This is a genomic window from Thermoanaerobacterium butyriciformans (assembly GCF_017874545.1).
GTDB classification, from domain to species: domain Bacteria; phylum Bacillota; class Thermoanaerobacteria; order Thermoanaerobacterales; family Thermoanaerobacteraceae; genus Thermoanaerobacterium; species Thermoanaerobacterium butyriciformans.
This window is the reverse complement of sequence record NZ_JAGGLT010000003.1, coordinates 1-23646: the sequence shown is the minus strand read 5'-3', so window position 1 is coordinate 23646 and position 23646 is coordinate 1. Positions and strand designations below refer to the sequence as shown.

General features: G+C 35.5%; 27 protein-coding genes. 9 read left to right on the top strand and 18 right to left on the bottom strand.

Annotated features, from left to right (window positions below; all coding sequences use genetic code 11):
• The first annotated feature begins 128 nt into the window (after positions 1 to 128).
• Positions 129 to 386 carry a type II toxin-antitoxin system Phd/YefM family antitoxin gene (locus tag J2Z80_RS02050; RefSeq protein WP_209452897.1) on the top strand — a complete coding sequence of 86 codons (258 nt, stop codon included), beginning with the start codon at positions 129 to 131 and terminating at the stop codon, positions 384 to 386.
• 32 nt (positions 387 to 418) lie between these two features.
• Here the strand turns inward: J2Z80_RS02050 and J2Z80_RS02045 are convergent, their stop codons facing one another.
• The 5 genes from J2Z80_RS02045 to J2Z80_RS02025 form a co-directional block, all read right to left on the bottom strand.
• The gene (locus tag J2Z80_RS02045; RefSeq protein WP_209452896.1) at positions 419 to 661 is read right to left on the bottom strand and encodes a type II toxin-antitoxin system Phd/YefM family antitoxin; all 243 of its coding nucleotides are present in this window, start codon (positions 659 to 661) and stop codon (positions 419 to 421) included.
• Positions 662 to 891: 230 nt separating this feature from the next.
• On the bottom strand, positions 892 to 1362 hold the full coding sequence (trmL, locus tag J2Z80_RS02040; RefSeq protein WP_209452895.1) for a tRNA (uridine(34)/cytosine(34)/5-carboxymethylaminomethyluridine(34)-2'-O)-methyltransferase TrmL: 471 nt from the start codon (positions 1360 to 1362) through the stop codon (positions 892 to 894).
• Between the two features lie 15 nt (positions 1363 to 1377).
• Positions 1378 to 1884: a DUF6106 family protein gene (locus tag J2Z80_RS02035; RefSeq protein WP_209452894.1), complete on the bottom strand. Its 507-nt coding sequence runs from the start codon at positions 1882 to 1884 to the stop codon at positions 1378 to 1380.
• Between the two features lie 97 nt (positions 1885 to 1981).
• Positions 1982 to 3349, bottom strand: a complete 1368-nt coding sequence (locus tag J2Z80_RS02030) for an MATE family efflux transporter (RefSeq protein WP_209452893.1) — start codon at positions 3347 to 3349, stop codon at positions 1982 to 1984.
• 11 nt (positions 3350 to 3360) lie between these two features.
• The gene (locus J2Z80_RS02025) at positions 3361 to 4500 is read right to left on the bottom strand and encodes a DNA polymerase IV (protein ID WP_209452892.1); all 1140 of its coding nucleotides are present in this window, start codon (positions 4498 to 4500) and stop codon (positions 3361 to 3363) included.
• A gap of 187 nt (positions 4501 to 4687) precedes the next feature.
• On the opposite strand from J2Z80_RS02025, the gene J2Z80_RS02020 reads away from it, so the two are divergent.
• Entirely contained in the window at positions 4688 to 5053 is a 366-nt protein-coding gene (locus J2Z80_RS02020; protein ID WP_209452891.1) for an ArsR/SmtB family transcription factor, read from the top strand.
• Between the two features lie 55 nt (positions 5054 to 5108).
• On the top strand, positions 5109 to 7196 hold the full coding sequence (locus tag J2Z80_RS02015; protein WP_209452959.1) for a heavy metal translocating P-type ATPase: 2088 nt from the start codon (positions 5109 to 5111) through the stop codon (positions 7194 to 7196).
• A 21-nt stretch (positions 7197 to 7217) separates the two neighbouring features.
• On the opposite strand, the gene J2Z80_RS15100 is transcribed toward J2Z80_RS02015, so the two are convergent.
• From J2Z80_RS15100 to J2Z80_RS01980, 8 genes are all read right to left on the bottom strand, one after another.
• Entirely contained in the window at positions 7218 to 7346 is a 129-nt protein-coding gene (locus tag J2Z80_RS15100; RefSeq protein WP_280953154.1) for a hypothetical protein, read from the bottom strand.
• A 107-nt stretch (positions 7347 to 7453) separates the two neighbouring features.
• Positions 7454 to 7594 (bottom strand): hypothetical protein, encoded by a 141-nt coding sequence (locus J2Z80_RS02010; RefSeq protein ID WP_209452890.1) that lies wholly within the window; start codon positions 7592 to 7594, stop codon positions 7454 to 7456.
• 131 nt (positions 7595 to 7725) lie between these two features.
• A complete protein-coding gene (locus J2Z80_RS02005) occupies positions 7726 to 8505 on the bottom strand; it encodes a serine hydrolase (protein ID WP_209452889.1) in 780 nt (259 codons plus the stop codon).
• A 121-nt stretch (positions 8506 to 8626) separates the two neighbouring features.
• Positions 8627 to 9256: a TetR/AcrR family transcriptional regulator gene (locus J2Z80_RS02000; RefSeq protein ID WP_209452888.1), complete on the bottom strand. Its 630-nt coding sequence runs from the start codon at positions 9254 to 9256 to the stop codon at positions 8627 to 8629.
• A gap of 20 nt (positions 9257 to 9276) precedes the next feature.
• Positions 9277 to 10077, bottom strand: coding sequence for an ABC transporter permease subunit (locus tag J2Z80_RS01995; RefSeq protein ID WP_209452887.1), 801 nt, complete (start codon positions 10075 to 10077; stop codon positions 9277 to 9279).
• A 12-nt stretch (positions 10078 to 10089) separates the two neighbouring features.
• On the bottom strand, positions 10090 to 10887 hold the full coding sequence (locus J2Z80_RS01990; protein WP_209452886.1) for an ABC transporter permease subunit: 798 nt from the start codon (positions 10885 to 10887) through the stop codon (positions 10090 to 10092).
• Between the two features lie 5 nt (positions 10888 to 10892).
• The gene (locus tag J2Z80_RS15095; protein WP_209452885.1) at positions 10893 to 11774 is read right to left on the bottom strand and encodes an ABC transporter ATP-binding protein; all 882 of its coding nucleotides are present in this window, start codon (positions 11772 to 11774) and stop codon (positions 10893 to 10895) included.
• A gap of 97 nt (positions 11775 to 11871) precedes the next feature.
• Entirely contained in the window at positions 11872 to 14352 is a 2481-nt protein-coding gene (locus J2Z80_RS01980) for an ASKHA domain-containing protein (RefSeq protein ID WP_209452884.1), read from the bottom strand.
• 173 nt (positions 14353 to 14525) lie between these two features.
• On the opposite strand from J2Z80_RS01980, the gene nikR reads away from it, so the two are divergent.
• Genes nikR through J2Z80_RS01955 form a run of 5 tightly spaced genes read left to right on the top strand, consistent with a single transcriptional unit; the run spans position 14526 to position 17513 of the window.
• On the top strand, positions 14526 to 14951 hold the full coding sequence (gene nikR, locus J2Z80_RS01975; protein ID WP_209452883.1) for a nickel-responsive transcriptional regulator NikR: 426 nt from the start codon (positions 14526 to 14528) through the stop codon (positions 14949 to 14951).
• Positions 14952 to 14964: 13 nt separating this feature from the next.
• Positions 14965 to 15657: a cobalt transporter CbiM gene (gene cbiM, locus J2Z80_RS01970; RefSeq protein WP_209452882.1), complete on the top strand. Its 693-nt coding sequence runs from the start codon at positions 14965 to 14967 to the stop codon at positions 15655 to 15657.
• Positions 15654 to 15971 carry a PDGLE domain-containing protein gene (locus tag J2Z80_RS01965; protein ID WP_209452881.1) on the top strand — a complete coding sequence of 106 codons (318 nt, stop codon included), beginning with the start codon at positions 15654 to 15656 and terminating at the stop codon, positions 15969 to 15971. The genes cbiM and J2Z80_RS01965 overlap by 4 nt, the downstream gene beginning before the upstream one ends.
• Positions 15964 to 16794 carry a cobalt ECF transporter T component CbiQ gene (gene cbiQ, locus J2Z80_RS01960; RefSeq protein WP_209452880.1) on the top strand — a complete coding sequence of 277 codons (831 nt, stop codon included), beginning with the start codon at positions 15964 to 15966 and terminating at the stop codon, positions 16792 to 16794. Before J2Z80_RS01965 ends, cbiQ begins: the two co-directional genes overlap by 8 nt.
• A complete protein-coding gene (locus J2Z80_RS01955; protein ID WP_209452879.1) occupies positions 16785 to 17513 on the top strand; it encodes an energy-coupling factor ABC transporter ATP-binding protein in 729 nt (242 codons plus the stop codon). The genes cbiQ and J2Z80_RS01955 overlap by 10 nt, the downstream gene beginning before the upstream one ends.
• A 28-nt stretch (positions 17514 to 17541) precedes the next feature.
• On the opposite strand, the gene J2Z80_RS01950 is transcribed toward J2Z80_RS01955, so the two are convergent.
• Positions 17542 to 18687 (bottom strand): MFS transporter, encoded by a 1146-nt coding sequence (locus J2Z80_RS01950; protein ID WP_209452878.1) that lies wholly within the window; start codon positions 18685 to 18687, stop codon positions 17542 to 17544.
• A gap of 120 nt (positions 18688 to 18807) precedes the next feature.
• On the opposite strand from J2Z80_RS01950, the gene J2Z80_RS15090 reads away from it, so the two are divergent.
• Positions 18808 to 18933, top strand: coding sequence for a hypothetical protein (locus J2Z80_RS15090; RefSeq protein WP_280953153.1), 126 nt, complete (start codon positions 18808 to 18810; stop codon positions 18931 to 18933).
• A 48-nt stretch (positions 18934 to 18981) separates the two neighbouring features.
• Here J2Z80_RS15090 and J2Z80_RS01945 read toward each other — a convergent pair whose 3' ends face one another.
• The 4 genes from J2Z80_RS01945 to J2Z80_RS01930 all read right to left on the bottom strand — a co-directional run bounded on the left by J2Z80_RS01945 (position 18982) and on the right by J2Z80_RS01930 (position 23474).
• Positions 18982 to 19572, bottom strand: coding sequence for a TetR/AcrR family transcriptional regulator (locus J2Z80_RS01945; protein ID WP_209452877.1), 591 nt, complete (start codon positions 19570 to 19572; stop codon positions 18982 to 18984).
• A gap of 19 nt (positions 19573 to 19591) precedes the next feature.
• A complete protein-coding gene (locus J2Z80_RS01940; RefSeq protein ID WP_209452876.1) occupies positions 19592 to 21589 on the bottom strand; it encodes an oxidoreductase in 1998 nt (665 codons plus the stop codon).
• 120 nt (positions 21590 to 21709) lie between these two features.
• Positions 21710 to 22645 carry a transketolase family protein gene (locus J2Z80_RS01935; protein ID WP_209452875.1) on the bottom strand — a complete coding sequence of 312 codons (936 nt, stop codon included), beginning with the start codon at positions 22643 to 22645 and terminating at the stop codon, positions 21710 to 21712.
• Entirely contained in the window at positions 22638 to 23474 is an 837-nt protein-coding gene (locus J2Z80_RS01930) for a transketolase (protein ID WP_209452874.1), read from the bottom strand. Before J2Z80_RS01930 ends, J2Z80_RS01935 begins: the two co-directional genes overlap by 8 nt.
• Between the last annotated feature and the right edge of the window lie 172 nt (positions 23475 to 23646).

Below are 23646 nucleotides of genomic sequence, written 5' to 3'. Positions count from 1 at the left end.
ATAACTTTTTAAGCTTTTTCCCTATACGATTGTTGCAAGTAAAGTCAATATGCAGCAAAAAACATTTTTCCTATTGCCAGTTGACGTACGTTTTAAGTACATTATAATTATAAAAAGAGGTGATTTATATGAAGATAATGCCTGTGACAAAAGTAAGGCAAAACATATATAAAATAATTGAGCAAGTTAAAAAGTACAGGGAGCCCATTCAAATAACTTCTAGAAAAGGCAATGCGATTTTAATTTCTGAAGAAGACTGGAATGCAATTCAAGAAACCTTGTATTTATTGTCAATACCAAATTTAAAAGAAAGTATCATAGAATCTGATAAAACACCGTTAGACGAATGGAAAGACGAGGAAGATTTAGGATGGGATATAAACTAAAATTTTCAAAATCTGTGGGACACTTAACCGTATCATTTAGCTAATTCCTCAAAAGCTCTACGGTGCTTAGAAATTAAGCGGGTTGCAATGCTTTCTATATCTTCATTTTTTGCAGTCTGCTCATCTTTATATTCTTTAAATTCTGTTATAACATATTTCGGCACATTGTTTTTCAAAATTACCACAACACCATTTTTGTCTACTAACCTTGCAACTTTCGAAAAGTTCTGATTAGCCTCTGTAATTGAAACCATATTTTCCGTATTAATTTTCATGCTTTATGCACCTCCTACCTTTATTATATCCTAATATAGGATAAATTCAACCTATTCGAATTAAATAGTAGTAGGAATATTATGACAAACTTAAATTTGCAAGTAATAATTCTATTATCCATAAATGAAAAGTATAATAAATAAATGGCAGCTAAAGCATTTCTTTCAGTATTTTGTCAGTATTTTGCGGACGCTTACCAAATAAACGCCATTTTTAGCTGCACTTTATATTAATACATATTAGGAAAACCCAGTTGTTTTAATGCCTCGTAGACTACAATTGCTACAGAATTTGACAAGTTTAAAGATCTTTCCGCCTTTACCTCGTTCATAGGTATCCTTATGCAGTCATCTTCATACTTTTCTCTTAACCACTGAGGAAGGCCTGCAGATTCTTTTCCAAAAAGGATGTATGAATCATCTTCGTACTTTACTTCATGATAGAAGTGCTTGCCTTTTGTAGTAGCTAAATAATACCTGCTGCCTTTTGTAGACTCTAAAAATTCTTCTATGTTTTCATACACCTTTAAATCAAGGTACGGCCAGTAATCGAGTCCAGATCTTTTTAAATACTTCTCACTTAAAGAAAATCCAAGCGGTTTCACCAAATGAAGCTTAGACCCTGTCAAGACACAAGTCCGCGCTATATTCCCTGTATTTTGTGGTATTTCCGGCTCAACCAATACTACATTGATGGGCATTTGCATTCCTCCAGTTTATTTAAAAAACTTCCTTGGTATATACTTCCACATGGCTTCTATCATCTTTTCATTAGGTTCAAAGTAGAGAATTGTCCTTTTCCCTCCATTTTCAAATACAGCAAAGTACACATCTGGTGATGTCATTGAACTTACGGCTTCAACCTTATTTGGTATCTTTTTATACTCATCTGAATACTTATCGCTTGATACCTTTGCTACAATTTCAAAGTCTTTACAGTCGACGCTTAAAAGCCTTTTTCTCCTGCTCTCTGCTACTATCTTGTCCACATCCAATTCACCATTAGTATATGCGTACTCATACTCTATGTTTTGCCATCTTATAACGTAGTACGCAAAAAAAGGTATGGCAATGATGAAAAAGATGAGAAATTCCTTCACAAACGGTATCAGCGGTATTATGAAAAAAACAACTACCAATGAAGCTAAAATAAGTCCAACTGCCGTCAATGTGTCTTTAGATGTCTTTTGTTTTTTTACAAGCTTTTCAATAAATACATCCACAAGATCAACTCCCAGCTTAATTATACTTCTATAATAAATTTATTTTTGCCAATTTGCAACTATTTCATAAAAAATGAACAATAGAAATCCCCATATTTCACACCATCAGGTATTTCCACTTTCCCTGCTTGAATCTATATGTGTACATGAAAGACCTAACGACAAAATCAAAGCATATGCCTATCCATATACCATATATGCCCATGCCCATCGTTTTACCCAGCACATACCCAATAGCAATTCTAAAAAGCCATAAGCCTACAAATGCAGTTATAACTATATACATCAAATCACCGGCCGCTCTTAATACGCCAGATAAAACGTTCATTATGGCAAGCATTGGCTCTATTGCAGCAAATATCCTTATTACTACAGAACCCATTCTTATGACTTCAGGATCTGTTGAATAAAGTGCAGCAAGCTGACGTGCAAATATAAACATGAGAATTCCTATAACCGTTATAACCCTTACGGCTATTTTATTTGATAGTTTACCGTACGTCTCCGCCAGCATTATCTTTCTAGCGCCAAGGCTTCTTCCTACAAGAGACGTTGCAGCAAGCTGGAACCCAAATATAGGCATAAATGCGAGGCTATTGGCATTCATACCTATTTGGTACACTGCAATAGACGCTGTACCCATTGTGGAAACTATAACCTGCAGTATTAAAAATCCCCCCTGCATTATCAGTTGTTCCAGCGATGCAGGTAGACCCACTCTTACGATTCTAAACATCATCGGTAAGTCTAATCTAATCTTGTCGTTTACACTTAAATTTATCTTCCTCTTTCCAAAGTAAAGAACGTAAAGCTGTATAAATCCGCCTATCACTCTAGCTATAGTGACAGACATAGCAGATCCTTTTACGCCATACGCCGGTATTAATTGATGTCCTCCTATGTTTACGCCAAATACCGTAAGTGAATTTAAAATGAGGCTTATTAAGTTTATTGTGGCAGTGATGTACATTGGCGTCCTGGTATCTCCAGCACCTCTTAACGCTCCGCCTAAAACAATATCTATTATGACAAAAGGCATCCCTAAAAGTATTATCTTATAGTACATTAGGCCTAAATCGAAAACATCTTTTGCAACAGTACCAAAAAATGTTTTTATGAGAGGAACTGCAAATATATATCCAAAAACAGTAAAAGCTATAAATATTATGATGCACATTATAAGAGCCTGCATGACTGCAAGCCGTGCATCGTCTTCATCATCTTCCCCTATAAGCCTCGCCACGATTACCGTACATCCGGTAGAAAGTCCTGCAAAGATGGATTGAAAGAAAAACACCAGCGTGTTAATCATGCCTACTGCTGCTATAGCTGCAGTGCTGATGTGACCTACAAATATCGTAGATACCATGCCTACCATCATTATAAGCATCTGCTCAGTAATAGAAGGCCATGCAAGCTCTAATATTTCCTTTTGAAGACTAAATCGATGTTCACTTTTTTCCATTTTGACCCCCCCTATATGTCGCTTCCTTTTTTTACAAAATACCCTCCAAGCTTTTTATTTACCTCATAGACTATCTTATCGATCTTAATGTTTTTTCTAATTTCCGAATCAAAAAGCGACAACTGTTTTATACTGTTTGTGCTTAAATTTGAAACAGATAGCCCAATAAGCCTTACAGGCTGACTAATATTTGATTCTTTTAAAATAGATGATGCTACATTGTAAATATCATCAGGTGAATCTATATATTCATTTAATGTTCTGCTTTTCGTGTGGACTGTAAAATTCCACGTCTTGATCTTTACCGTAACAGTTCTGCAATAAAGTTTTTCTTTTTTTAATTCTAATGATATTGTCCTTGAAAATCCCTCCAGATACTTTGTCAATAAATCAATATCATCTGTATCCTTTTTAAGTGTAGTCTCTTTGCCGATTGATTTCGTCTCCCTGTATGTTTCGACAGGTTTTAAATCAATTCCTCTTATCCTGTCGTATATCTCTTTTCCATACTTTCCGAATATATTTATAAGCTCTTCTTCGCTTAACTTAAGTAAATCATCGACTTTCTCTATGCCGATCTTTTTAAGCCTCTCAGAAGATTTCTCACCGATGCCGTACACCTTTGATACACTAAGAGGTCTCAATATGTCAGGCACCATGTCTTCAGTTATAACCATAAGTCCATCTGGTTTGTTCCAGTCTGATGCAATCTTGGCAAGGAATTTATTGTATGAAACACCTGCAGACACAGTAAGCCCTGTGGTCATATACACTTTTTCTTTTATTTCCTTGGCAATATCTTCTGGATTTTTGTCGATATCTGTTACATCAAGGTATGCTTCATCAATGGATAGTGGCTCCACAATATCAGTTACTTCATACAAAATATCAAATACTTTTTTAGACACTTCCCTGTACCGCTGAAACCTTACAGGCAAAAAAACGCCATTGGGGCATAGACTTTTTGCCATGTACATAGGCATTGCCGAATGAATTCCATATTTTCTGGCCTCATAAGAGCATGTAGATACAACTCCTCTACCAGATAATCCGCCTACTATGACAGGTTTTCCTTTAAGCTTTGGGTTATCATGTTGCTCCACAGATGCAAAAAAAGCATCCATATCGACATGGATTATTTTACGCATCATCTTTATCCCTCATAACTGAATTACTAAAATATATTATAGCACAGCATCACATTAAACCATAATGAGCATATGACAGTCTTATATCTTTTTTCTCCTGTTATTTGGTGAAACGAGTTGACACGGATTAAAATAAATTATAAAATATATATGAACAAATATTCATATATTCAATCATAGAGGTGTTTTTATGAAAGATGATAAAAGCAACAATGATGTATGTGAAATAACTGTGATACACCAAGACGTTGTTGACAAAGTAAAAAAATTAATGCCTGAAGAAGAAAAATTGTACGACCTTGCTGAGCTTTTTAAGATATTTGGCGACACAACAAGGATCAAAATTTTATGTGCTTTATTTGAGTCGGAAATGTGCGTATGCGATATTGCGGCGACACTTGGCATGAATCAATCTGCAGTATCTCATCAGCTAAGGATATTAAAGCAAAGCAAACTTGTAAAACACAGAAAAGAAGGCAAAGTCGTATACTATTCTCTTGCAGACGACCACGTTATAAAGATTTTTGACCAGGGCTTCAGCCATATAGAAGAATAGCCTTTATTTGGCTTAAATTTATATGAAAGAAGGGATAGTTTTGGAATCAAATAACATGAAAGGCTCAAAGAAGACATTTCTATTAGAAGGATTAGACTGTGCTGTATGTGCGGCAAAAATAGAAGATAATGTGAAAAAAATAGATGGAATATGCAATGCCAATGTAGATCTTATAAATACAAAATTGACTGTTGAATTAGAAGATATAAATAAGATAAATGATATAAATAAAATTATAAAGAAAGTTGTAAAAGATGTGGAGCCAAATATTCATATTGTTGATTCCGAAGGCAAAATCGTAAAAGACAGCCGCTTTAAGTGGAAAATCATGCAATTATTATCTGCAGCAATTTTATTTATTTTGCCTGTTATTTTTAAACTTCCGGAATACGCAAAGTTCTCCCTTTTCTTCATAAGCTACATTATTTCAGGTGGGGAGATAATTGCACTGTCCATCAAAAAAATCTTGAAAGGTCAGTTGTTTGATGAGAATTTTCTCATGAGCATATCCACAATAGGTGCCTTTGCAATCGGCAAATATGAAGAAGGCGTATCCGTCATGCTTTTCTATCAAATAGGCACACTTATTGAGGATTACGCTGTAGACAATTCTAGAAAATCAATAAAAGATTTGATGGATATAAGGCCTGACTACGCAAACTTGAAGATAGAAAATGATATAAAAAAGGTACCGCCAGAAGCAGTAAATATAGGCGATATCATCTTAGTAAAACCAGGTGAAAAAATACCGTTAGATGGGAAAGTAATAGATGGCAAATCATTTGTAGATACATCATCACTGACAGGAGAATATTTGCCAATGGAAGTTACCATCGGTTCTGATGTATTAAGCGGCTTTATAAACAAAAACGGCCTTCTCACCGTTAAAGTCGAAAAGAACTTTAACGAATCAACCGTATCAAAGATTCTTGATTTGATAGAAAATGCCAACAATAAAAAAGCACAAGCTGAAAATTTTATAACGAAATTTGCAAAATACTATACACCAATCGTAACACTATCTGCATTATTTATAGCCACAATCCCTCCTCTACTTTTAAGCGAGAACTTCTCAAATTGGATCTACAGAGCACTGGTATTCCTAGTTATATCATGTCCATGTGCCCTTGTTATATCGGTACCATTAAGCTTCTTCAGCGGCATCGGTGCCGCATCAAAAAGCGGCATCCTTATAAAAGGCAGCAATTACTTAGAAGCTTTAAATGATGTTAAAACAATGGTTTTCGACAAAACCGGCACATTGACAGAAGGCACCTTCAAAGTGACAGAAATCAATGCAGAAAATCCCTTGAAAAACGATGAGCTGCTTAAATATGCTGCATACGGAGAATACTACTCAAATCATCCTATAGCATCATCTATCGTAAATGCTTACGGCAAAGAAATTGACGCAGTAAAAATAAAAGATTATGTTGAGCTTGCCGGCAATGGCATAAAAGCTATTATCGATGATAAAGAAATCCTTATGGGAAATTCAAAATTGATGAAAAGCCATAATATAGCATTTAAGGATGCAAAACCATACAGCGCTGTCCACATAGCAGTAGACGGAAAATATGCAGGATACATCGTCATATCTGATTCAATAAAAAAAGACTCCAAAGATACTGTAAAAGCACTTAAAAGCTTAGGTGTAGAAAGACTTATAATGCTTACTGGAGATAAAAAAGAAATAAGCCAATATATATCAAATGAGTTAGGACTTGATGGTGTTTACTCAGAGCTTCTGCCTGATGAAAAAGTTAATGTAGTAGATGAACTGTGCAGCAATACTGATTTAAAAGGCAAAGTAGCTTTTGTTGGAGATGGAATAAATGATGCTCCCGCTTTAACAAGAGCAGACGTCGGAATTGCAATGGGAAAAATCGGCACTGATGCTGCTATAGAAGCGGCAGACGTGGTGCTGATGACAGACGAACCTTATAAATTGGTTGACGCCATAAAAATAGCAAAGAAAACTCATAAAATTGTTTTAGAAAATATAATTTTTGCATTAGGCGTTAAATTATCTGTCCTCACCTTAGGAGCATTGGGTCTTGCAACAATGTGGGAAGCAGTATTTGCAGATGTGGGGATAACTGTGCTGGCCGTGCTTAACTCCCTTAGAATCTTGGCAAAATAAACTTACACGCTTTTTCCTAGATTATTGCTCTTTTTTTGTTCTTACTGATATGCACAAAAATCTATTTTTATAATCAAATTTAGCATCTAATAATACCAAAAAATCAATGAGCCATATAATTGAAGCTAAAATAATTAAAAAAATCGTCAAATACAGTCCCTCCTATTTTATTTTTTTCATTATATGTTATAATATAAATAAAGGGACACTTCGGTGTTTGAGATATGTCGGATATTGGAGTAGGTAGCTGCAACTACCTATTCTTTTTTTGTATTTATTTCTATTTTTAAACTTTTAAATTCAATTTTGATTATTATGGATTTAGGAGCATTAACTATAATATATAATCCAACAACTGTAACAACAGCAAGTATCAGATTAATTATATCCTTCTCCAAATTGGCATTCCCCCTTATCTTTTGCAATGTTTCCCGAAGTGTACCACATTTGGGGAACGCCATATCCAACATATCTATGATTCTTACACATATTTATAACATAAATGAAGGCAACTACTATTAAAAAGACTTTATAACTTTACGTATTCATCGTAAACCATCTTTGATATTTTCCCTATGGCCTTTCTGCCATCTAAATTTGTACTCAAATTATTCGTCATTACACTTATTATATATTGACAATTTTCAAGAAACACTATCCCTACATCATGTTCCAAAAGTTTTAGTTCTCCGGGCTTGTGAGCTATTAAAACATCATCTGGCAGGTATAAATCAAGTCTTCCTAAATCCTGCTGCTTTTTTAATATATCAAGCATCATGCTGCTGTACTCTTCATCTACAACTTTTCCAGCATATATAAGCTCTAAAAGGTGTGTCATATCTTTCGGGCATGTGTAATTATCTTTCCCGGATTTTACTGCTTCGAAATCCATCATCTTTCTCTGTATCTTTGTATGTAACATTCCAAGATCCTCTGCCATCCTATTTATATTTTTCATGTCTGCTATGTCAATCAGGACATTTGCAGCAGTATTGTCGCTTATAATTATCATCAATGTTATAAGTTCTTCTATGGTAAATTTATGCTTGCTGTTAAGCTGATACAAAATCCCGCTGCCTGCAGTTTTCATAAAGTCAGATAAAACGATATTATCAGTTAATCTTATGTACCCTTCTTTAGCCATTTTATATATCTGTGCCATGATGAGTATTTTTATCGTGCTGGCAGATGGAAACATCATCTCTTCATTTACATCTATTCTTTCACCTGTCTTTAAATTTTTTATTGAGACACCTATGTTTCCATCTGTGCTATTGACAAACCCTTTGATGTCATCATACAAGCTCATAATCCAACACTTCCTTCTATATAAATTCATACGTTTTAATAATATCATTTTTTAAGAAAAAATCCAGTAACTTTTACTAGACAAAAAAAATCAGGTGACAACGATCACCCAATTAACTCTGTTATTTTTCATATATACCATGCTTAAGTATGTATATGCAGCTTTTTAAATCATCAATGATTTTATCTTTATCCGCAACAAGTTTGTCAATGTCATGATTATACATTTTTATATAATTGTTGCCAATCGCTTCGATGGACGTCATAATAAAGCTCAAAGCTCTATCAATATCTACATCTTTTCGAAATCGTGACAAATCTAAATTTTCCATAAATCTTTTCATGACTTCACTGCTTATTCTCCCATATCTTTTCAATATCTCATCTTTTATTTCTTCTGGCGAATCGTAAATGGATATAGTCAGAAATCTGTACTCTAACGGTTTTTTAAAATACAACTTGAACTTTATTATTGTCCAACTCATAAGCCTGTCAAATATATCCGCAGATGAATCATCTATAAATTCATAAAAAGCAGCAACAAATTCCTCTACAATGCGATCAAAAAGATATATAAATAAATTCTTTTTAGTCTTAAAATAGTGAAAAAGAAGCCCTTTTGATATACCGGCATTTTTAACAATCACATTTGTTGAAGCCCTCTCGTATCCCTTTTTAGCAAACTCCTCTAGGCTTGCTTCAATTATTTTATTTCTTTTTTCATCGCTTAAATTTTCAAAGCTTTCGTACAAATAGATCCCTTCCTAAATTTCTATATTTTCAAATCCCTCTTTTGATAAAATACATACGCTGCAAAAATAAACACTGAAATAATCAAAACAGATAGTACAATGTATATTATCTCAAATCCCTTTTCGTATATCAAATTTTTTGCGTCAAAATATTTAAATGGAGTTAAGTATTTCAAACCAGAAAGATGACTGTTTATATCGATGGCCAAAGACAAAATATATGTGGCAAGCATTATCCCAACAGTACAAGGCGAAGCCAGTTTAGGATTTTTCAAAAAAGCCGAAAAACACAACCCTAATGACATAAATATAAGTTGCAAAAAAAGAACACCAATCATAAGTCTTATTACATCATCTGTCACATTTTCTCCTTTGCTGTAATATCCGACAAAGTATATAGATGAAAGCATAGTAATAATATTGAAGACAGCTATATTTGTAATTGCTGCAAGAAGCTTTGATGTTATCACTTTCGCCCTAGATACAGGTTTTGACATCAAAAACTCCGCCGTCTTGTCATCTTCTTCTTTTGAAATTATATTAGAGCCAATCAATGACGCATGTATGGCAGCCATCAATACAACATATATAAACATGGCACCGTAAAAGCCAATAGCTTTTGATAAATCAAATCTATCAGCTCCAAACATGGATTTTACTGCTTCAGGCATTTTGGAAATTATATCATTGAGGGATTGCCCAGAAACATAAGAACTTGCAGCGTACTTCCCCATCGCTGCAGCAATAAAAACTATCATAGCTATGCACCATATAAATAGCGACTTTCTGCTGGATTTCATTTCTCTTAAATATATATTCACGTCTAACCCTCCTCAAACAGCGTATATGTCTCTTTTTAAGAAAAAGACATAGCTTAACAAAATTGATACAACTACTACAAATAAAGATATAATGACAAATGTCATATCGTATGAAGAATTCTTTATGATGTATCCTGCATCAAAATATTTAAACGGCGTTATATACTTCATTGCTTTGTCATTTAACGTAGCTTGAAGCATCCCTATTATATAAAAGGCGAATACTACTCCTAAAGAGATAGATATAGTTGACTTAATTTTTCTCATAATTGTTGATAATAAAATACCTATTGACATAAATATGACCTGAACAAAGAAAAGCGTGACAGAAATCATGAAAAAGAGTTTAATGTTAAACGATTCTTTTGCCACTGATTCTGCTGTAATAAATGCAGTAACCAGATAAATAATATCGGTTATAATCAATGAAATCAATGATGCAAATAATTTCGACGTCAAAACCTCGTCCCTTCTTACAGGCTTTGTTATAAGGAAATCTGCTGTCTTTAGCTTTATCTCCTTTGATATTGCAGATATGCCGTAATTCATAGCTTGTATGGCACCTAAAAGTACCACATAAGAAAACATGTATGAATAAAAACCCAAAAACTTTGTAACGTCATCTATGGAAATGCCAAAAGCTTTTCTTACAGGCTCAGGATAACCTTCTAAAATCTTTTTCACCAATGATGCACTACTGGAAAATGACGGATACAAGGATAGAAAAAATATTGTCATTAAAGCTATGGATATGGCCCATACTATAGTAGATTTTCTGCAGGACTTTAACTCGTGCAAAACCATGTTCATCTTTCCTACCCCCTCGTATAGTAGTGCATGAATATTTCTTCAAGGCTTGGTTCTTCAATCGTAACATCAGATATGCTTATTTCTGCTATTTTTTTCACTATCAAATTAGTATCGCCTTTGAACAAAAAGCTTATTGTGTTATCCTTCATTTCTAAATTGCTTACACCGTCTATACTAAAATATTCACCTTTAACTGGAGAATTCACCTCAATTGTCACCTTCTTATAGCTGTTTTCCCTGAGAGTACTTATCTTCTCCAGACTTATTATTCTTCCTTCCTTTATGATAGCAACTCTATTACATAATTTCTGAACTTCACTTAATATATGAGATGAAAATAGAATAGTGACACCCTTTTTGTTTTCCTCTCTCAATAGATTAAAAAATCTCTGCTGCATAAGTGGGTCAAGTCCGCTTGTTGGCTCATCCAGTATGAGAAGCTTTGGTTCATGCAGAAGTCCCTGAAGGATTCCCACTTTCTTTCTATTTCCGTATGAAAGATCATCAATCCTTTTATTTAGATCTAAGTCCATCATCTCCGATAGCTCTTTTATCCTCTTGCTACAATCCTTCTTATAAAAACTTGCAGAATATTTTAAAAGGTCAATAACTTTCATATTGTCGTAGTAAAACACTTCCGACGGCAGATACCCAATGTCTTTCTTTATCTCAGGACCATAATTTATGCAGTCTTTGCCAAAAATCTTAGCACTGCCAGATGTGGGATAAATAAGTGATAAAAGTATCCTTATAGTGGTGGATTTCCCTGCTCCATTAGGCCCTATAAAGCCGAAGATTTCACCTTCCTCCACATCAAAGCTTACATCGATTATACCTCTGGATTTGCCGTAATACTTTGTAAGATTATTTACTTCAATAACATTCACACTAAATACCTCCTTTTGACCATGAGGTCAATTTATTCTTAAATTATAATACTTATTGACCATGTAGTCAATACGCTTTTAAAAAATAAGAGAAATTTTAAAAGTACAGGGATTTTAAAAATTCCTCTTGAAAATATGGGTTATTTGAAAGTTCGATGTACTTGACCTTATCTCTTATCACTTTAGATTTCTCAAGCATCTCATCAGAAAGAAGCGCAAAAGATGCACCTAACCCTGCTGCGTTCCCTATTTGAACTGCCTTTTCTTTTAATCCCTTTGGTATAAGCCCTATTGCTGCAGCGCTTCCTACGCTTATGTAGCTGCCAAACCCTCCTGCCAAGTAAACTTTTTTTATATCTTCTTCATCAATATTCATCTCTCTCATGAGAATATTGATTCCAGCCTGTATAGCTCCCTTTGCCAATTGCACCTGCCTTACGTCCTTTTGAGTCAAGTAAATCCCATTCTCATCATCTATTAAAAATGCTGGTACTTTATTGTATTGTACAATGCGATCTAAAAACTTTTTACCAACTACGCTTGTCACTTCATCTTTATCCAATATCCTTCCAGTATTATCAACTATTCCATGCTTAAAAAGCTCTGCTATCACATCCACGATACCAGAACCGCATATGCCTTTTGATTTCTTTCCTCCAATTGTCGAAAATATAGGATCTCTCTTTAAATCAACATGGTCGATGGCACCTTCTATACCGCTCATACCAAACGTTATATCAGCACCCTCAAAAGCAGGTCCTGCCGCGGCAGAGCATGATATGAGAAATTCTTTATTTCCCAACACTATCTCTCCGTTTGTCCCTATATCTACAATCAAACATATATCATCACTTTCAAAGATGCGGCTTGAAAGGACCGCCGCCACTGTATCTGCTCCAACGTATGATGCAACCATAGGAAGTGTAACAATGTATCCTTCTCTGTTTATGTCTATCCCCAAGTCCCGTGACTTCACCTCGATTGATGACGTAAATGCAGGTATATAAGGCGAATTGGCGATATTTTTAACCGTAACACCTAAAGCTAAGTGAATCATTACAGTATTGCCAACTATGACAATTTCATATATATTTTCTTTAGATATAGCATTTCTGGTACAAAAAGCATTTACGATCTTATTTATTTCGTCAACTATAATTTTGTGCAACTTAAAAAGTCCGTCATCTTCTTTGATTGTACAGTTTATCCTTGATATGACATCAGCACCATATGACCTTTGAGGGTTCACATCAGAATACACGTCTAACCTAGCCCCAGTCCTAATGTCATATAGATATGCTGCTATAGTTGTAGTGCCTATATCTATAGATATACCATAAACACTGTCAATCGAATCTACAGCTTCTACTGAGATTATCTCATTGCCTCTCAAAGCCAAAGCGACATTGTAATCATTGCTTTCCAATATGTCAGGAAGTGTTTTTAATACGCTTAAAGGCATATTGACACCAAAGCCTAATGAATCACTAATTCTTCTTATGTCATCCCTCTGGTCATCTAGCATTGGCAAATTCATCTTCACTATTTTCTTTTTAACTCTTGGGCTTAATTCATCTAGATTAAATGTATCAATACTGTCTGTAAGTATCAAAGCATCGCCTTCATCTAAAACTGTAACATTAAGATCCCTATCTATATTTAAAAAGCACGAAAGCCTTATGCCTCTTTCAATCTCCATATCGCTTAGATATTGTCTTTCTTCACCGCTTATTGAAAGATGTTCACTTACTATGACTTTGCATTTTCCGCAGGTGTGGTATCCGCCACATGAATTAGGAACTGGTACACCGTTCTTTAACAGTACTTTAAATAGATTTGCCCCATCGTATACCTCAATTTCCTTGTATTTTCCGCCATAGTTGACTTTTACGATGTGCTTCCTCTTTCTAGCCATGCGGTAGATGCATTGAGAAAAATCGCATTTGCTGCAGTCATGATGCGATTCATTTGACCTTAAACCCTTGCCAACTCCTAAAACAAATGAAAGTGACTTCATAGGGTGCATCGTGTGATTCTCATCCAACGTCACGCCGATTTTTGACGCATCAAGGTTTTTAAATATTATTTTCTGCGCATTTATATCCCACTTGCTATCACCGGGGAATATCATCTCAGTTGCACCAAGCCCTTCTTTTTCTAGCTCATCTATCATGTCGCAATAGAATTTCTGGCATAGATCCTCCAGCGCTGCGTTTCCTACAGCATCAAATATCATACCTTTCATGTACTTTCCAGCGTTAAAAAACTGAGATGACACACTTTCAATTTTGTCTTTTATCGTTGCAACAGCCATAATAACATATTCTGCACCTTTTAATTTATCCACTATGTAGTCATCATTTAATGTGTCAGAAGACACAATTATCTCATCCTTTGCATCGTCGTACTTAATGGCAAACCTGTCAAAGCATACAGTAGAAACTACAAGCTGATGGGCTTCATCTATTGCATTTCTCACTTCATTTAATAAATCTTCATCTACTTCAACATCTCTATATCCTAAATATCTCAAAACAGACTTTTCATCTATCTCTAATTCATAAGACCTTATATCCATCTTCTCCTCCTTTTCATCAATACAAAACTGATAAAATCCTCTTTTCTATATCATATATTACAGCACAACAAATTTCAATAATTTAAATTGATACAGTATTCCGAATTTTTATTGCACTATTGATTATCGATCTGTTTAGTGCTATTATTTTTATAAAAGTAACACACAAGGAGATGATTTGTCTGGAAGAAATCACCCGCTTCGGAGTCTCAATGGAAGCAAATTTACTTTCACAGTTTGATAAATTGATTGAGTCAAAAAATTATAAAAACAGGTCTGAGGCAATAAGAGATTTGATCAGAGATTACATAGTAGAAAACCAGTGCAAATCAGATGACGCCGAATCAATCGGCACTGTCACGTATGTCTACAACCATGAAGTAAGGGAGATAAGCGACAAACTGGTAGACATTCAGCATGGACACCATGAAAACATAATCTCCAGCATGCACGTCCACCTTGATGAGCACAATTGCCTTGAAGTGATGGTTGTAAAAGGCACTTCAAAGATTATATCAGCTATAGCAGACGAGATAATAAGCACAAAAGGCGTAAAGCATGGAAAGCTTGTCATGACGACGACAGGCAAAAACTTATAAAGGGGGAGTTTTTATGCATATACCAGATGGATATTTAAGTCCTGCCACATGTGCTGTAATGGGAGCAGCTATGGTACCAGTTTTAGCTACTGCCACCAAAAAAGTAAACGACACTTTTGACAAAAAAGATGTACCTACAATGGCAATAGGCTCAGCATTTGCTTTTACAATAATGATGTTTAACGTGCCAATACCTGGTGGCACAACAGCACACGCAGTAGGTGCAACGCTTTTAGCCATTGCTTTAGGTCCATGGGGTGCCAGCATTTCACTGACGATTGCCCTTTTAATACAGTCGCTGTTTTTTGGCGATGGAGGAATTCTAGCTCTTGGAGCAAACAGTTTCAACATGGCTTTTTTAGCGCCTTTCGCAGGATACGGTGTATACGCGCTGCTTCAAAAGCTAAAGGTTGGAAAAGTCATATCATCTGCCATAGGTGCATACATAGGCATAAATGCAGCAGCACTTGCAACTGCAATAGAATTAGGTCTGCAACCTGTGCTATTTCATGCAGCAGACGGCCGTGCCTTGTACTTTCCCTACGGACTCAGTCAATCGATACCTGCTATGATGATAGCGCATCTAACAGTGGCAGGATTAGTAGAAGCAGTTATAACTGGACTTGTAGTTTACTACCTGATGAGAGCCGGTGAAGGCAACATACTTTACAAATTCTCTTACAGATTAAGAGGTGAAGCTAAGTGAAAAAATTTTTGATAGCTGCAATAGTTTTGATACTGCTTACACCGATTGGACTTTTAGCACCTGGTTCAGCATGGGGCGAATGGGGCTTAGACGAGATAAAAAGCATGGTAGGATATGTACCAAGCGGAATGAAGCATTTCTCAGATACAATAAGGGTCATATTGCCTGATTACAGCATACCAGGCTTTGATAAGAACTTCTTTCAATTATCAATAGGGTATATATTTTCGGCTGTCGTGGGAATCGCCATAATTGCTTTAGTATTCTTTATACTTAGCAAAATAATTGGTAAACCAGAGGAGAAAAATGAGTAACTTTATAGAAAAGACAGTTTTAGGTATACAAAGTACATTTGAAGACATGTTTGCATCAGATGAAATTGCAAACAAAAAAGGGTTGATGCAGTCACTTGACCCAAGAGTTAGACTTCTTTCTATCATACTCCTAATAGTAATAGCCAATTTAGGCAACTCATTGTACTATATGGCAATAATGCTGGTGTACTCACTTATACTAGCTGTGCTTTCAAAGATTCCTATGAAATCTTACATAGCAAGGATTTCAGCAGTATCTATAGTATTTACAGGCATTGTACTAATCCCTTCATTGTTTAACGTAGTAAGGCCTGGCAAACCGCTTATTTATATAACCGGGAGTCTCTACATTACAAAGGGTGGTGCTTTAAGCGCATTGATTTTCATTATGCGCTCTTTTGTTTCGCTGTCTTTTATATACATCTTAACTTTATCTACAAAATGGATCGAAATATTGAAAGCCCTAAGATATTTTAAGCTTCCAAAGGTATTTTCCGCCACACTTGATATATCACTAAGGTATATAACGCTGTTTCTTGATGTAGCATCAAATATGTTTCTGGCTAGAAAAAGCAGAAGTGTTGGGAAATCTAAAGGCAAAAGCGAAAGAAAATTCGTAGCGTCGTCAATGGGTAATCTGTTGATAAAATCGGAACAATTAAGCGATGATGTATACAATGCCATGATATCCCGAGGTTATAAAGGTGAATACAAAACCATAAATAACTTCAAAATCAGCCGCAGCGACATAATCTGGATAATTTTCAATGTATCATTGTTTATGATATTCTTTCTTTTAAAAGGAGGCAAACTTTGGATATAATATTCGAACTTAAGAACGTTTCTTACTCGTATATAAAGTCAATACCAGCACTTATTGATGTAAGTTTTAACGTATATAAAGGCGAGAAGCTCATCATCTTAGGCGCAAACGGCTCAGGAAAGTCTACTTTGCTGAAATTAATGGATAGCTTAATAAAGCCAGATAGTGGTGATGTATTAGCTTTTAATAAATCAATATTGAATATGAAAAGCGATGAAGAATATGAATTTAGGAGAAAAGTCAGCTATCTTTTTCAGGACTCTGATGTTCAGCTTTTTAACACATGCGTATTTGATGAAGTAGCATTTGCTCCTCTTCAAATGGGATTAAATCCAGAAGAAGTAAAATCGATGGTGGATAAAACATTAGAATCATTTGGACTTTCGAAATTGCAAGACAGACCTCCCCACAGGCTAAGCGGCGGCGAAAAGAAAAAAGTCGCTCTGGCATCTATAATGGTTATAAATCCTGAAGTACTGCTTTTAGATGAGCCTACAAACGGACTTGACCCAAGATCTAGGAAGTGGCTTATTAATATGTTAAGCAATTTAAGCAATAAAGGCAAGACACTGGTAATATCAACACATGATTTGGATTTGGCAAGAAGCCTTGCTGATAGAATAGTCATAATGAATGAATCTCACACAATTGAAACTGTAGGAACTCCTGACAAAATACTTGATAATGTCAAGCTTCTTGAAAGTGTAAACTTAATCTAAAGTCAAAACTCCCAAATACGGGAGTTTTTTATTGCGAATACGACTTTAAAGATGACGACAGCACCTTCAGCATGACAATTACAAGCACCATAAAAACTACAATAAAAGAAAAACCTATAAAGACACCGAATAAATCGCTTAGCTTTCCTATTATAAAATTGGCCACCATGTTTATAGATGAGCTTACAGTAACTATGACGCTTATGACAACGCCTGTGTTTTCTTTGAAGCTCTTCATAGCTAATGCCATCGTTGTGGGATATATTATGGAGTAGAATAATCCTGCAATCGACAATAAAATAGACAAATTTTGATTTACCATGCTTAAGGCGACAAAAGATGCTGCCAGTGATGCAAATATGAATATGCTTTTCACATATCCTATTTTCTCAACTACAAACCCGCCTAAAAGCCTGCCTATTGTAAAAGCAGCAAAGAAAAGCGACAGGTACATAGAGCTTTTTACGCTGTTCATGCCGTAAGATCCTTTAAGGTACGTCACAGCCCAGTTGCCTATGCCGACTTCTGATGCGATGTAAAATCCTAACATGACTGAAAACAAAATAACATGCCTATCTTTTAGTACATCCAAATATTTTACTTTACCGCTACCTACATATTTAGCTGTGCCAGGAAATCTCGTAAACAAAACCACAATAAGTATTAAAAAAGCCAAAATACCGCCAAAAAGATATATGTTTTGCCATGAATACTTTAAAGATACAAGTCTTCCCGCTGCATTTGGCGAAATCGTGGCACCGGCTCCATAAAAGAAATGTAAAAGATTCATCATTAACGCCTGATTTACAATAAACGCAACTGCGGCAGTAGCATTTATTCCTATCTCCAACATTCCTAAACCAAAATTCATAATGAAGAAAAAGATTGCAAAAGCGAAGAAAAACGGCGATAGAAAGTATCCAAGTATTCCTAATATAATAAAAATGAGGCCACCTGACAAAGCTGCCTTACTGCCATATCTATTTACTACTATCCCACCAACAAACGAAGCTATGATAAAACCAAGGCTTCCGATGAATAGCAAAAGACCTATATAAGTGTAATCAATGTGATAAAAAGATTTTATCGGAGCTATTATAGGACCTTTTATGTTGTCTATAAGGCCAATAAATAACATCAAAAGATAATTAAGTATGACTATGAATATCTGCATTTTTTCCTCCCTCATCAGTAATGCCATATTTCATTATATAGCATTAAAAAGAATAATACAATGAAATATAAGATTACACTGTTAATAGTCATGACCTCCAAAGAAAAGGAGGTGAAGCTAATGTCCACCAACAAAAAAAGGCGGAAACAAAACCGCCAACTAGATTTGTACAAAATTTTTAAGTTGCTGCTTAAACTGTTAGAAATAATATTAGCTTTTATTATAACACAAATTGATGACTTGTAAACCAAAAGAAATAAAAAGCTGCCATAAAAGATTACAGATATCTTTATTCTACCTTACTATATAGCTTTCTGCCATTCTGGATATTATGTCTTCCATCTCAGCTAAAAGATCAGTTTTTCCGTCTTTTAAACACCAGTCGAATATTACACCTCTCGCTACAATAAATAGCTTCTCTGTAATTTCCTCACAGTTAAAAGTGCCGGGTATCTTGCCTTTTTCTTGCTCATTTTTTAATATTTGAATAAGCATATTCTGCATAGAACGCCCATGTGTTAAAAACATCTTATTCGTCGGAATATACAGATTTTTAGCCATATCTACTCCATCATTTATTGCAAGCTTGGCATATATGAGAAAATACTGAACCAATATATCCTTGCAGTCTGTATAAGCCTCTAAAATCTTAGGCACTTCAGCCTCAAAAAATTCATCGCCATGCTTAAATATCTCCACTAAAAGATCATATTTGGATCTAAAGTAGTGATAATAATTTCCTATCGAAACATTGGCCTTTTCTGCTATGTCTTTTACAGTTATGTTGTCATACCCGTGTTTTTTTATGAGCTCTACACCGCAACTGTATATCCTCTTTTTAGTAGCAATAGCCTGCTTTTCTCTGGAAGTTAAACTTTCTGGCACCAATCTCTCTCCTGTTCTTCTAATCTATATTTTTAGCAACCTCAAAGGCATTCCATATTGCATACATTATATTAGAAACATTGCCAGCATCGCCTATAAGATATACGTTTGAAATCTTATCCTTTATTTCTCTATACAGAGAATCAGACGGAGCATATCCAACCGCAAGAATAACTGTATCTGCCGCAATGTCTATATCACCATCAGGAGTATTCACTTTAAGCACCTTTCCGTCATATGCGGTAGCTTTTGCAGATGTTATAGTCTTTATTCCTTTAAAAGGTATTAATTCTTTTAGCATATCGCTATTTGCATGGCACAATGGACCATTCACAGCTAAAAGCTTTGGAAGCGCCTCAACTATCGTCACATTTTTGCCCATATCTTTAAGCCACAGCGCTGTCTCGCACCCTACAAGTCCACCGCCAATTATGACCACATCATTTCCTATGTCAACTTTGCCTAACAACGCATATTGAGCGGTATATAAAGGTCCTTCTCCCAGTGAAAACACTTTTGGCTTTGAACCTGTGGCGACTACCACCACATCTGCGCCAAAATTAATGACATCGTCAGCATCTAATTCTGAATTTAGATGAACTTCTACGTTTAACTTTTTAAGTTCATTCTCATACCAAGCCACCAGCGCATGATCATCTTCTTTAAACGATGGCACGCCGCCTGGAATCAGATTTCCGCCCAATCTATCAGTTTTTTCATACACGATTGGCTCATGTCCGCGAAGTGCTAATACGCGAGCTGCCTCACATCCTGCTACACCGCCACCTACAATTAAGACTTTCTTTTTGTGTTGTGTAGGTATAAGCCGCTCAGCGCTTTCGCGACATGCCTGTGGATTTACTGCACAGTTTAATGCGGAATACTCCTGTATGCGTCCCATACATCCTTCATGACATGATAAGCAAGGGCGTATAGAAGCAGTATCACCTGCTTTAAGCTTATTTACATAATCGGGATCAGCCAAAAGTGGACGGCCAAGTGATACTATGTCGCATGCTTCATCTCTTACAGCATCTGATGCAAGGTCTGGATTATCCATACGTCCTGCGCATATTACAGGCACGTCTACTACATCTTTTACCATCTTTGCATATGGGATGTAAAGGCCTTTTTCTTGGTACATTGGCGGATGGCTCCACCACCATGCATCGTAGCTTCCTACATCTACGTCCAAAGCATCGTATCCGTATTCAACCAAAAGCTTAGCTGCCTCTATCCCTTCTTCAATATCTCTGCCTTTCTCTATAAATTCTTCCCCTGGAAGACCACCTTTACGCCAATCTTTGATGAAGCTTTTTACACTGTACCTTAACGTCACCGGGAAATCACTGCCACATGTGCTTTTTATCTCCTCCAAGACTTCCCTTGCAAAGCGCAGTCTGTTTTCAAGGCTTCCGCCGTATTCATCTGTTCGATTGTTAAACATAGATATGGCAAATTGGTCTAAAAGGTATCCTTCGTGTACCGCGTGTATCTGTACGCCGTCAAATCCTGCACGCTTCGCATTATAAGCACCTTTGCCAAACTGCACAACTATCCTGCGAATTTCCTCTTTTGTAAGAGGGCGGCATGTTTTGTCAAGCCAACGATGTGGGATAGCCGATGGCGCAACAGGTGGATGTTCTCCTAAATTTGTAGGAATCGTGACCCTTCCAAATCCACCAGATAATTGTAAAAATACCTTAGAACCATAAGCGTGTATTTTTTCCGTCATCTCACGAGCAGTCCTAACGAAGTGAACTGGATTATGTGTAGAACATGGGCAATTAGGCATGTCATGCTTCTCTATATCATTGTCAACAAAAGTAACGCCAGTGATGATAAGTCCTGTACCACCTTTAGCTCTTTCAACATAGTAATCAATTCCTCTTTGATTGAAACCACCTTCGGAATCACCAAGGCCTAATGGTCCCATAGGAGCCATTGCAAAGCGGTTTTTGATGACACAGCTTCCGATAGACACTTCATCAAAGAGAATGCTGTACTTTTTGTCCATAAAAAGTCCCCTTCTTTTCTTAATTTTATTGAACATGTTCACCGAATGCATTCTACGAAAATTATATCAGTATGTTAATTAATTGTCAAGGGGGTGAAAGATTATTAAGTCAAAATCTATTTAAGATTTCAATATTTCTTTGGCTTTAAGAATAACATTTTCTTTTGTAAGCCCATACTTTTTATATAGCTCTAATGGACTCCCAGATTCACCAAATATATCTTGAACGCCTATTGCCTTAACAATACAAGGTGAAAAATTTGAAGTAACTTCGCAAACTGCACTATATAATCCACCATATATGAAATGATCTTCTGCAACTATAATCCCTCTTGTTTCCATAGCTGCTTTTATTATAACTTTAGTGTCAATAGGTTTTATAGAAGGCATATCAATTACTCTAACACTTATCCCTTCTTTCTCTAACTCATCTGATGCTTCATAGATAATATGCACCATTGACCCATGTGCAATAAGTGTCACATCGCTACCATCTTTTAAAATATACGCTTTCCCTATTTCAAAGTCCCAATCCTCTTTAAAATATATGGGACATTCCATCCTGCCAATCCTAATGTATACCGGTCCATTATACTCAATCGCTTTTATAACTGCTTTTTTAGTTTCAATCTGATCAGATGGAGCAAGAACTATAAAATTTGGCAATTCCCTCATTAATGCAACATCATCAAGGCATTGATGCATAGCTCCATCTGGTCCTACTGCAAGTCCGGGATGCGTCGATGCCACTTTTACATTTAAATTAGAATAAGCTATACTCTGCCTTATTTGATCATAGCATCTCCCAGGAGCAAAACTCGCAAATGTACTCATAATAGAAATAAATCCTACTCTGGCCAGTCCAGCAGCAACGCCTACCATGTTTTGTTCAGATATCCCGACATTTATATATCGATCACCAAATTTTTTAGCGAATTCTTCAGTCTTAGTAGCTTTTGACACATCTGCATTAATAACAAATATATTATCGTTAATCTCTCCAAGTTCAAGAAGAGTTTTGCCAAACATATCTCTTGGTGCTATTATATTATTCATTTAAAGATTCCCCCTGACTATTAAGTTCTTCAACTGCTTTTTTATACACTTCATCATCAATTTTTTTCGAATGCCATTCTATTTTATTTTCCATAAAAGATATGCCTTTACCTTTAACTGTATTTGCAATAATTATGTTTGGCTTATCATTTCTTAGATTTGAAAATGCTTTATCAATAGATTCAAAATCATTACCATCTATTTCGAACACATTGAAATCAAAAGATTCAAATTTCTTTTTTAGATTATTAATACCTGTAATATTTTCTGTAAAATCATCCAATTGAAGTTTATTGTTATCTATTATTATAATAAGATTATCTAATTTCAGATAGCTTTGTAAGATTAAAGCTTCCCATATTTGCCCTTCTTCAAGTTCACCATCGCCAACCATCACATAAACACTACTACTAAAACCTTTCTTCTTATAACCAAGGGCAATTCCAATCCCAAAAGATAAACCTTGTCCTAATGATCCACTACTGCATTCAATTCCTGGAACATCATCTATATGTGGATGCCCCTGCAACCTTGAATTTATTTTTCTATACGTCTTTAATTCATCGTAAGCCATAAATCCTTTGCGAGCAAGAACACAATAATATCCTATTGATGCATGCCCTTTACTTAATATAAAAATATCTCTGTCATTTTTATAAGGATCAGTTGGATCCACGTTCATTTTGTAAAAATATAGATATACCATTATTTCCACCGCTGATAATGAACCGCCAATATGACCGGAACCAGCCAATCTAAGAACATTGAGAGAATCTTTTCTAATATTTATCGCTATCCGTTTTAAATAATTAACTTTATTTTTTTCCACTTTATTTCCTCCCTTTCATTATTGAGTATTCTCGGCAACTTCTGTTGCCTGATATAACTGAATTTCAGGAGATATATTTTTAAATTTATCCCCCAAAATTTCATTCTGAAATCATTTTTCGATTTCCAATTCACTTACATCTTTATTTACATCGTAAGAATTTTTTCTTTGT

Coding starts and splice junctions, on each gene's coding strand:
- J2Z80_RS02025 (WP_209452892.1), bottom strand. CDS start 4,500: ATGATGCGTAAAATAATCCATGTCGATATGGATGCTTTTTTTGCATCT.
- J2Z80_RS01990 (WP_209452886.1), bottom strand. CDS start 10,887: ATGAACATGGTTTTGCACGAGTTAAAGTCCTGCAGAAAATCTACTATA.
- nikR (WP_209452883.1), top strand. CDS start 14,526: ATGATTTGTCTGGAAGAAATCACCCGCTTCGGAGTCTCAATGGAAGCA.
- J2Z80_RS01940 (WP_209452876.1), bottom strand. CDS start 21,589: ATGGACAAAAAGTACAGCATTCTCTTTGATGAAGTGTCTATCGGAAGC.
- trmL (WP_209452895.1), bottom strand. CDS start 1,362: ATGCCCATCAATGTAGTATTGGTTGAGCCGGAAATACCACAAAATACA.
- J2Z80_RS02045 (WP_209452896.1), bottom strand. CDS start 661: ATGAAAATTAATACGGAAAATATGGTTTCAATTACAGAGGCTAATCAG.
- J2Z80_RS02050 (WP_209452897.1), top strand. CDS start 129: ATGAAGATAATGCCTGTGACAAAAGTAAGGCAAAACATATATAAAATA.
- J2Z80_RS01980 (WP_209452884.1), bottom strand. CDS start 14,352: ATGGATATAAGGTCTTATGAATTAGAGATAGATGAAAAGTCTGTTTTG.
- J2Z80_RS02030 (WP_209452893.1), bottom strand. CDS start 3,349: ATGGAAAAAAGTGAACATCGATTTAGTCTTCAAAAGGAAATATTAGAG.
- cbiM (WP_209452882.1), top strand. CDS start 14,965: ATGCATATACCAGATGGATATTTAAGTCCTGCCACATGTGCTGTAATG.
- J2Z80_RS02005 (WP_209452889.1), bottom strand. CDS start 8,505: ATGAGCTTGTATGATGACATCAAAGGGTTTGTCAATAGCACAGATGGA.
- cbiQ (WP_209452880.1), top strand. CDS start 15,964: ATGAGTAACTTTATAGAAAAGACAGTTTTAGGTATACAAAGTACATTT.
- J2Z80_RS01950 (WP_209452878.1), bottom strand. CDS start 18,687: ATGCAGATATTCATAGTCATACTTAATTATCTTTTGATGTTATTTATT.
- J2Z80_RS01935 (WP_209452875.1), bottom strand. CDS start 22,645: ATGAATAATATAATAGCACCAAGAGATATGTTTGGCAAAACTCTTCTT.
- J2Z80_RS02020 (WP_209452891.1), top strand. CDS start 4,688: ATGAAAGATGATAAAAGCAACAATGATGTATGTGAAATAACTGTGATA.
- J2Z80_RS02015 (WP_209452959.1), top strand. CDS start 5,109: ATGAAAGGCTCAAAGAAGACATTTCTATTAGAAGGATTAGACTGTGCT.
- J2Z80_RS15090 (WP_280953153.1), top strand. CDS start 18,808: ATGTCCACCAACAAAAAAAGGCGGAAACAAAACCGCCAACTAGATTTG.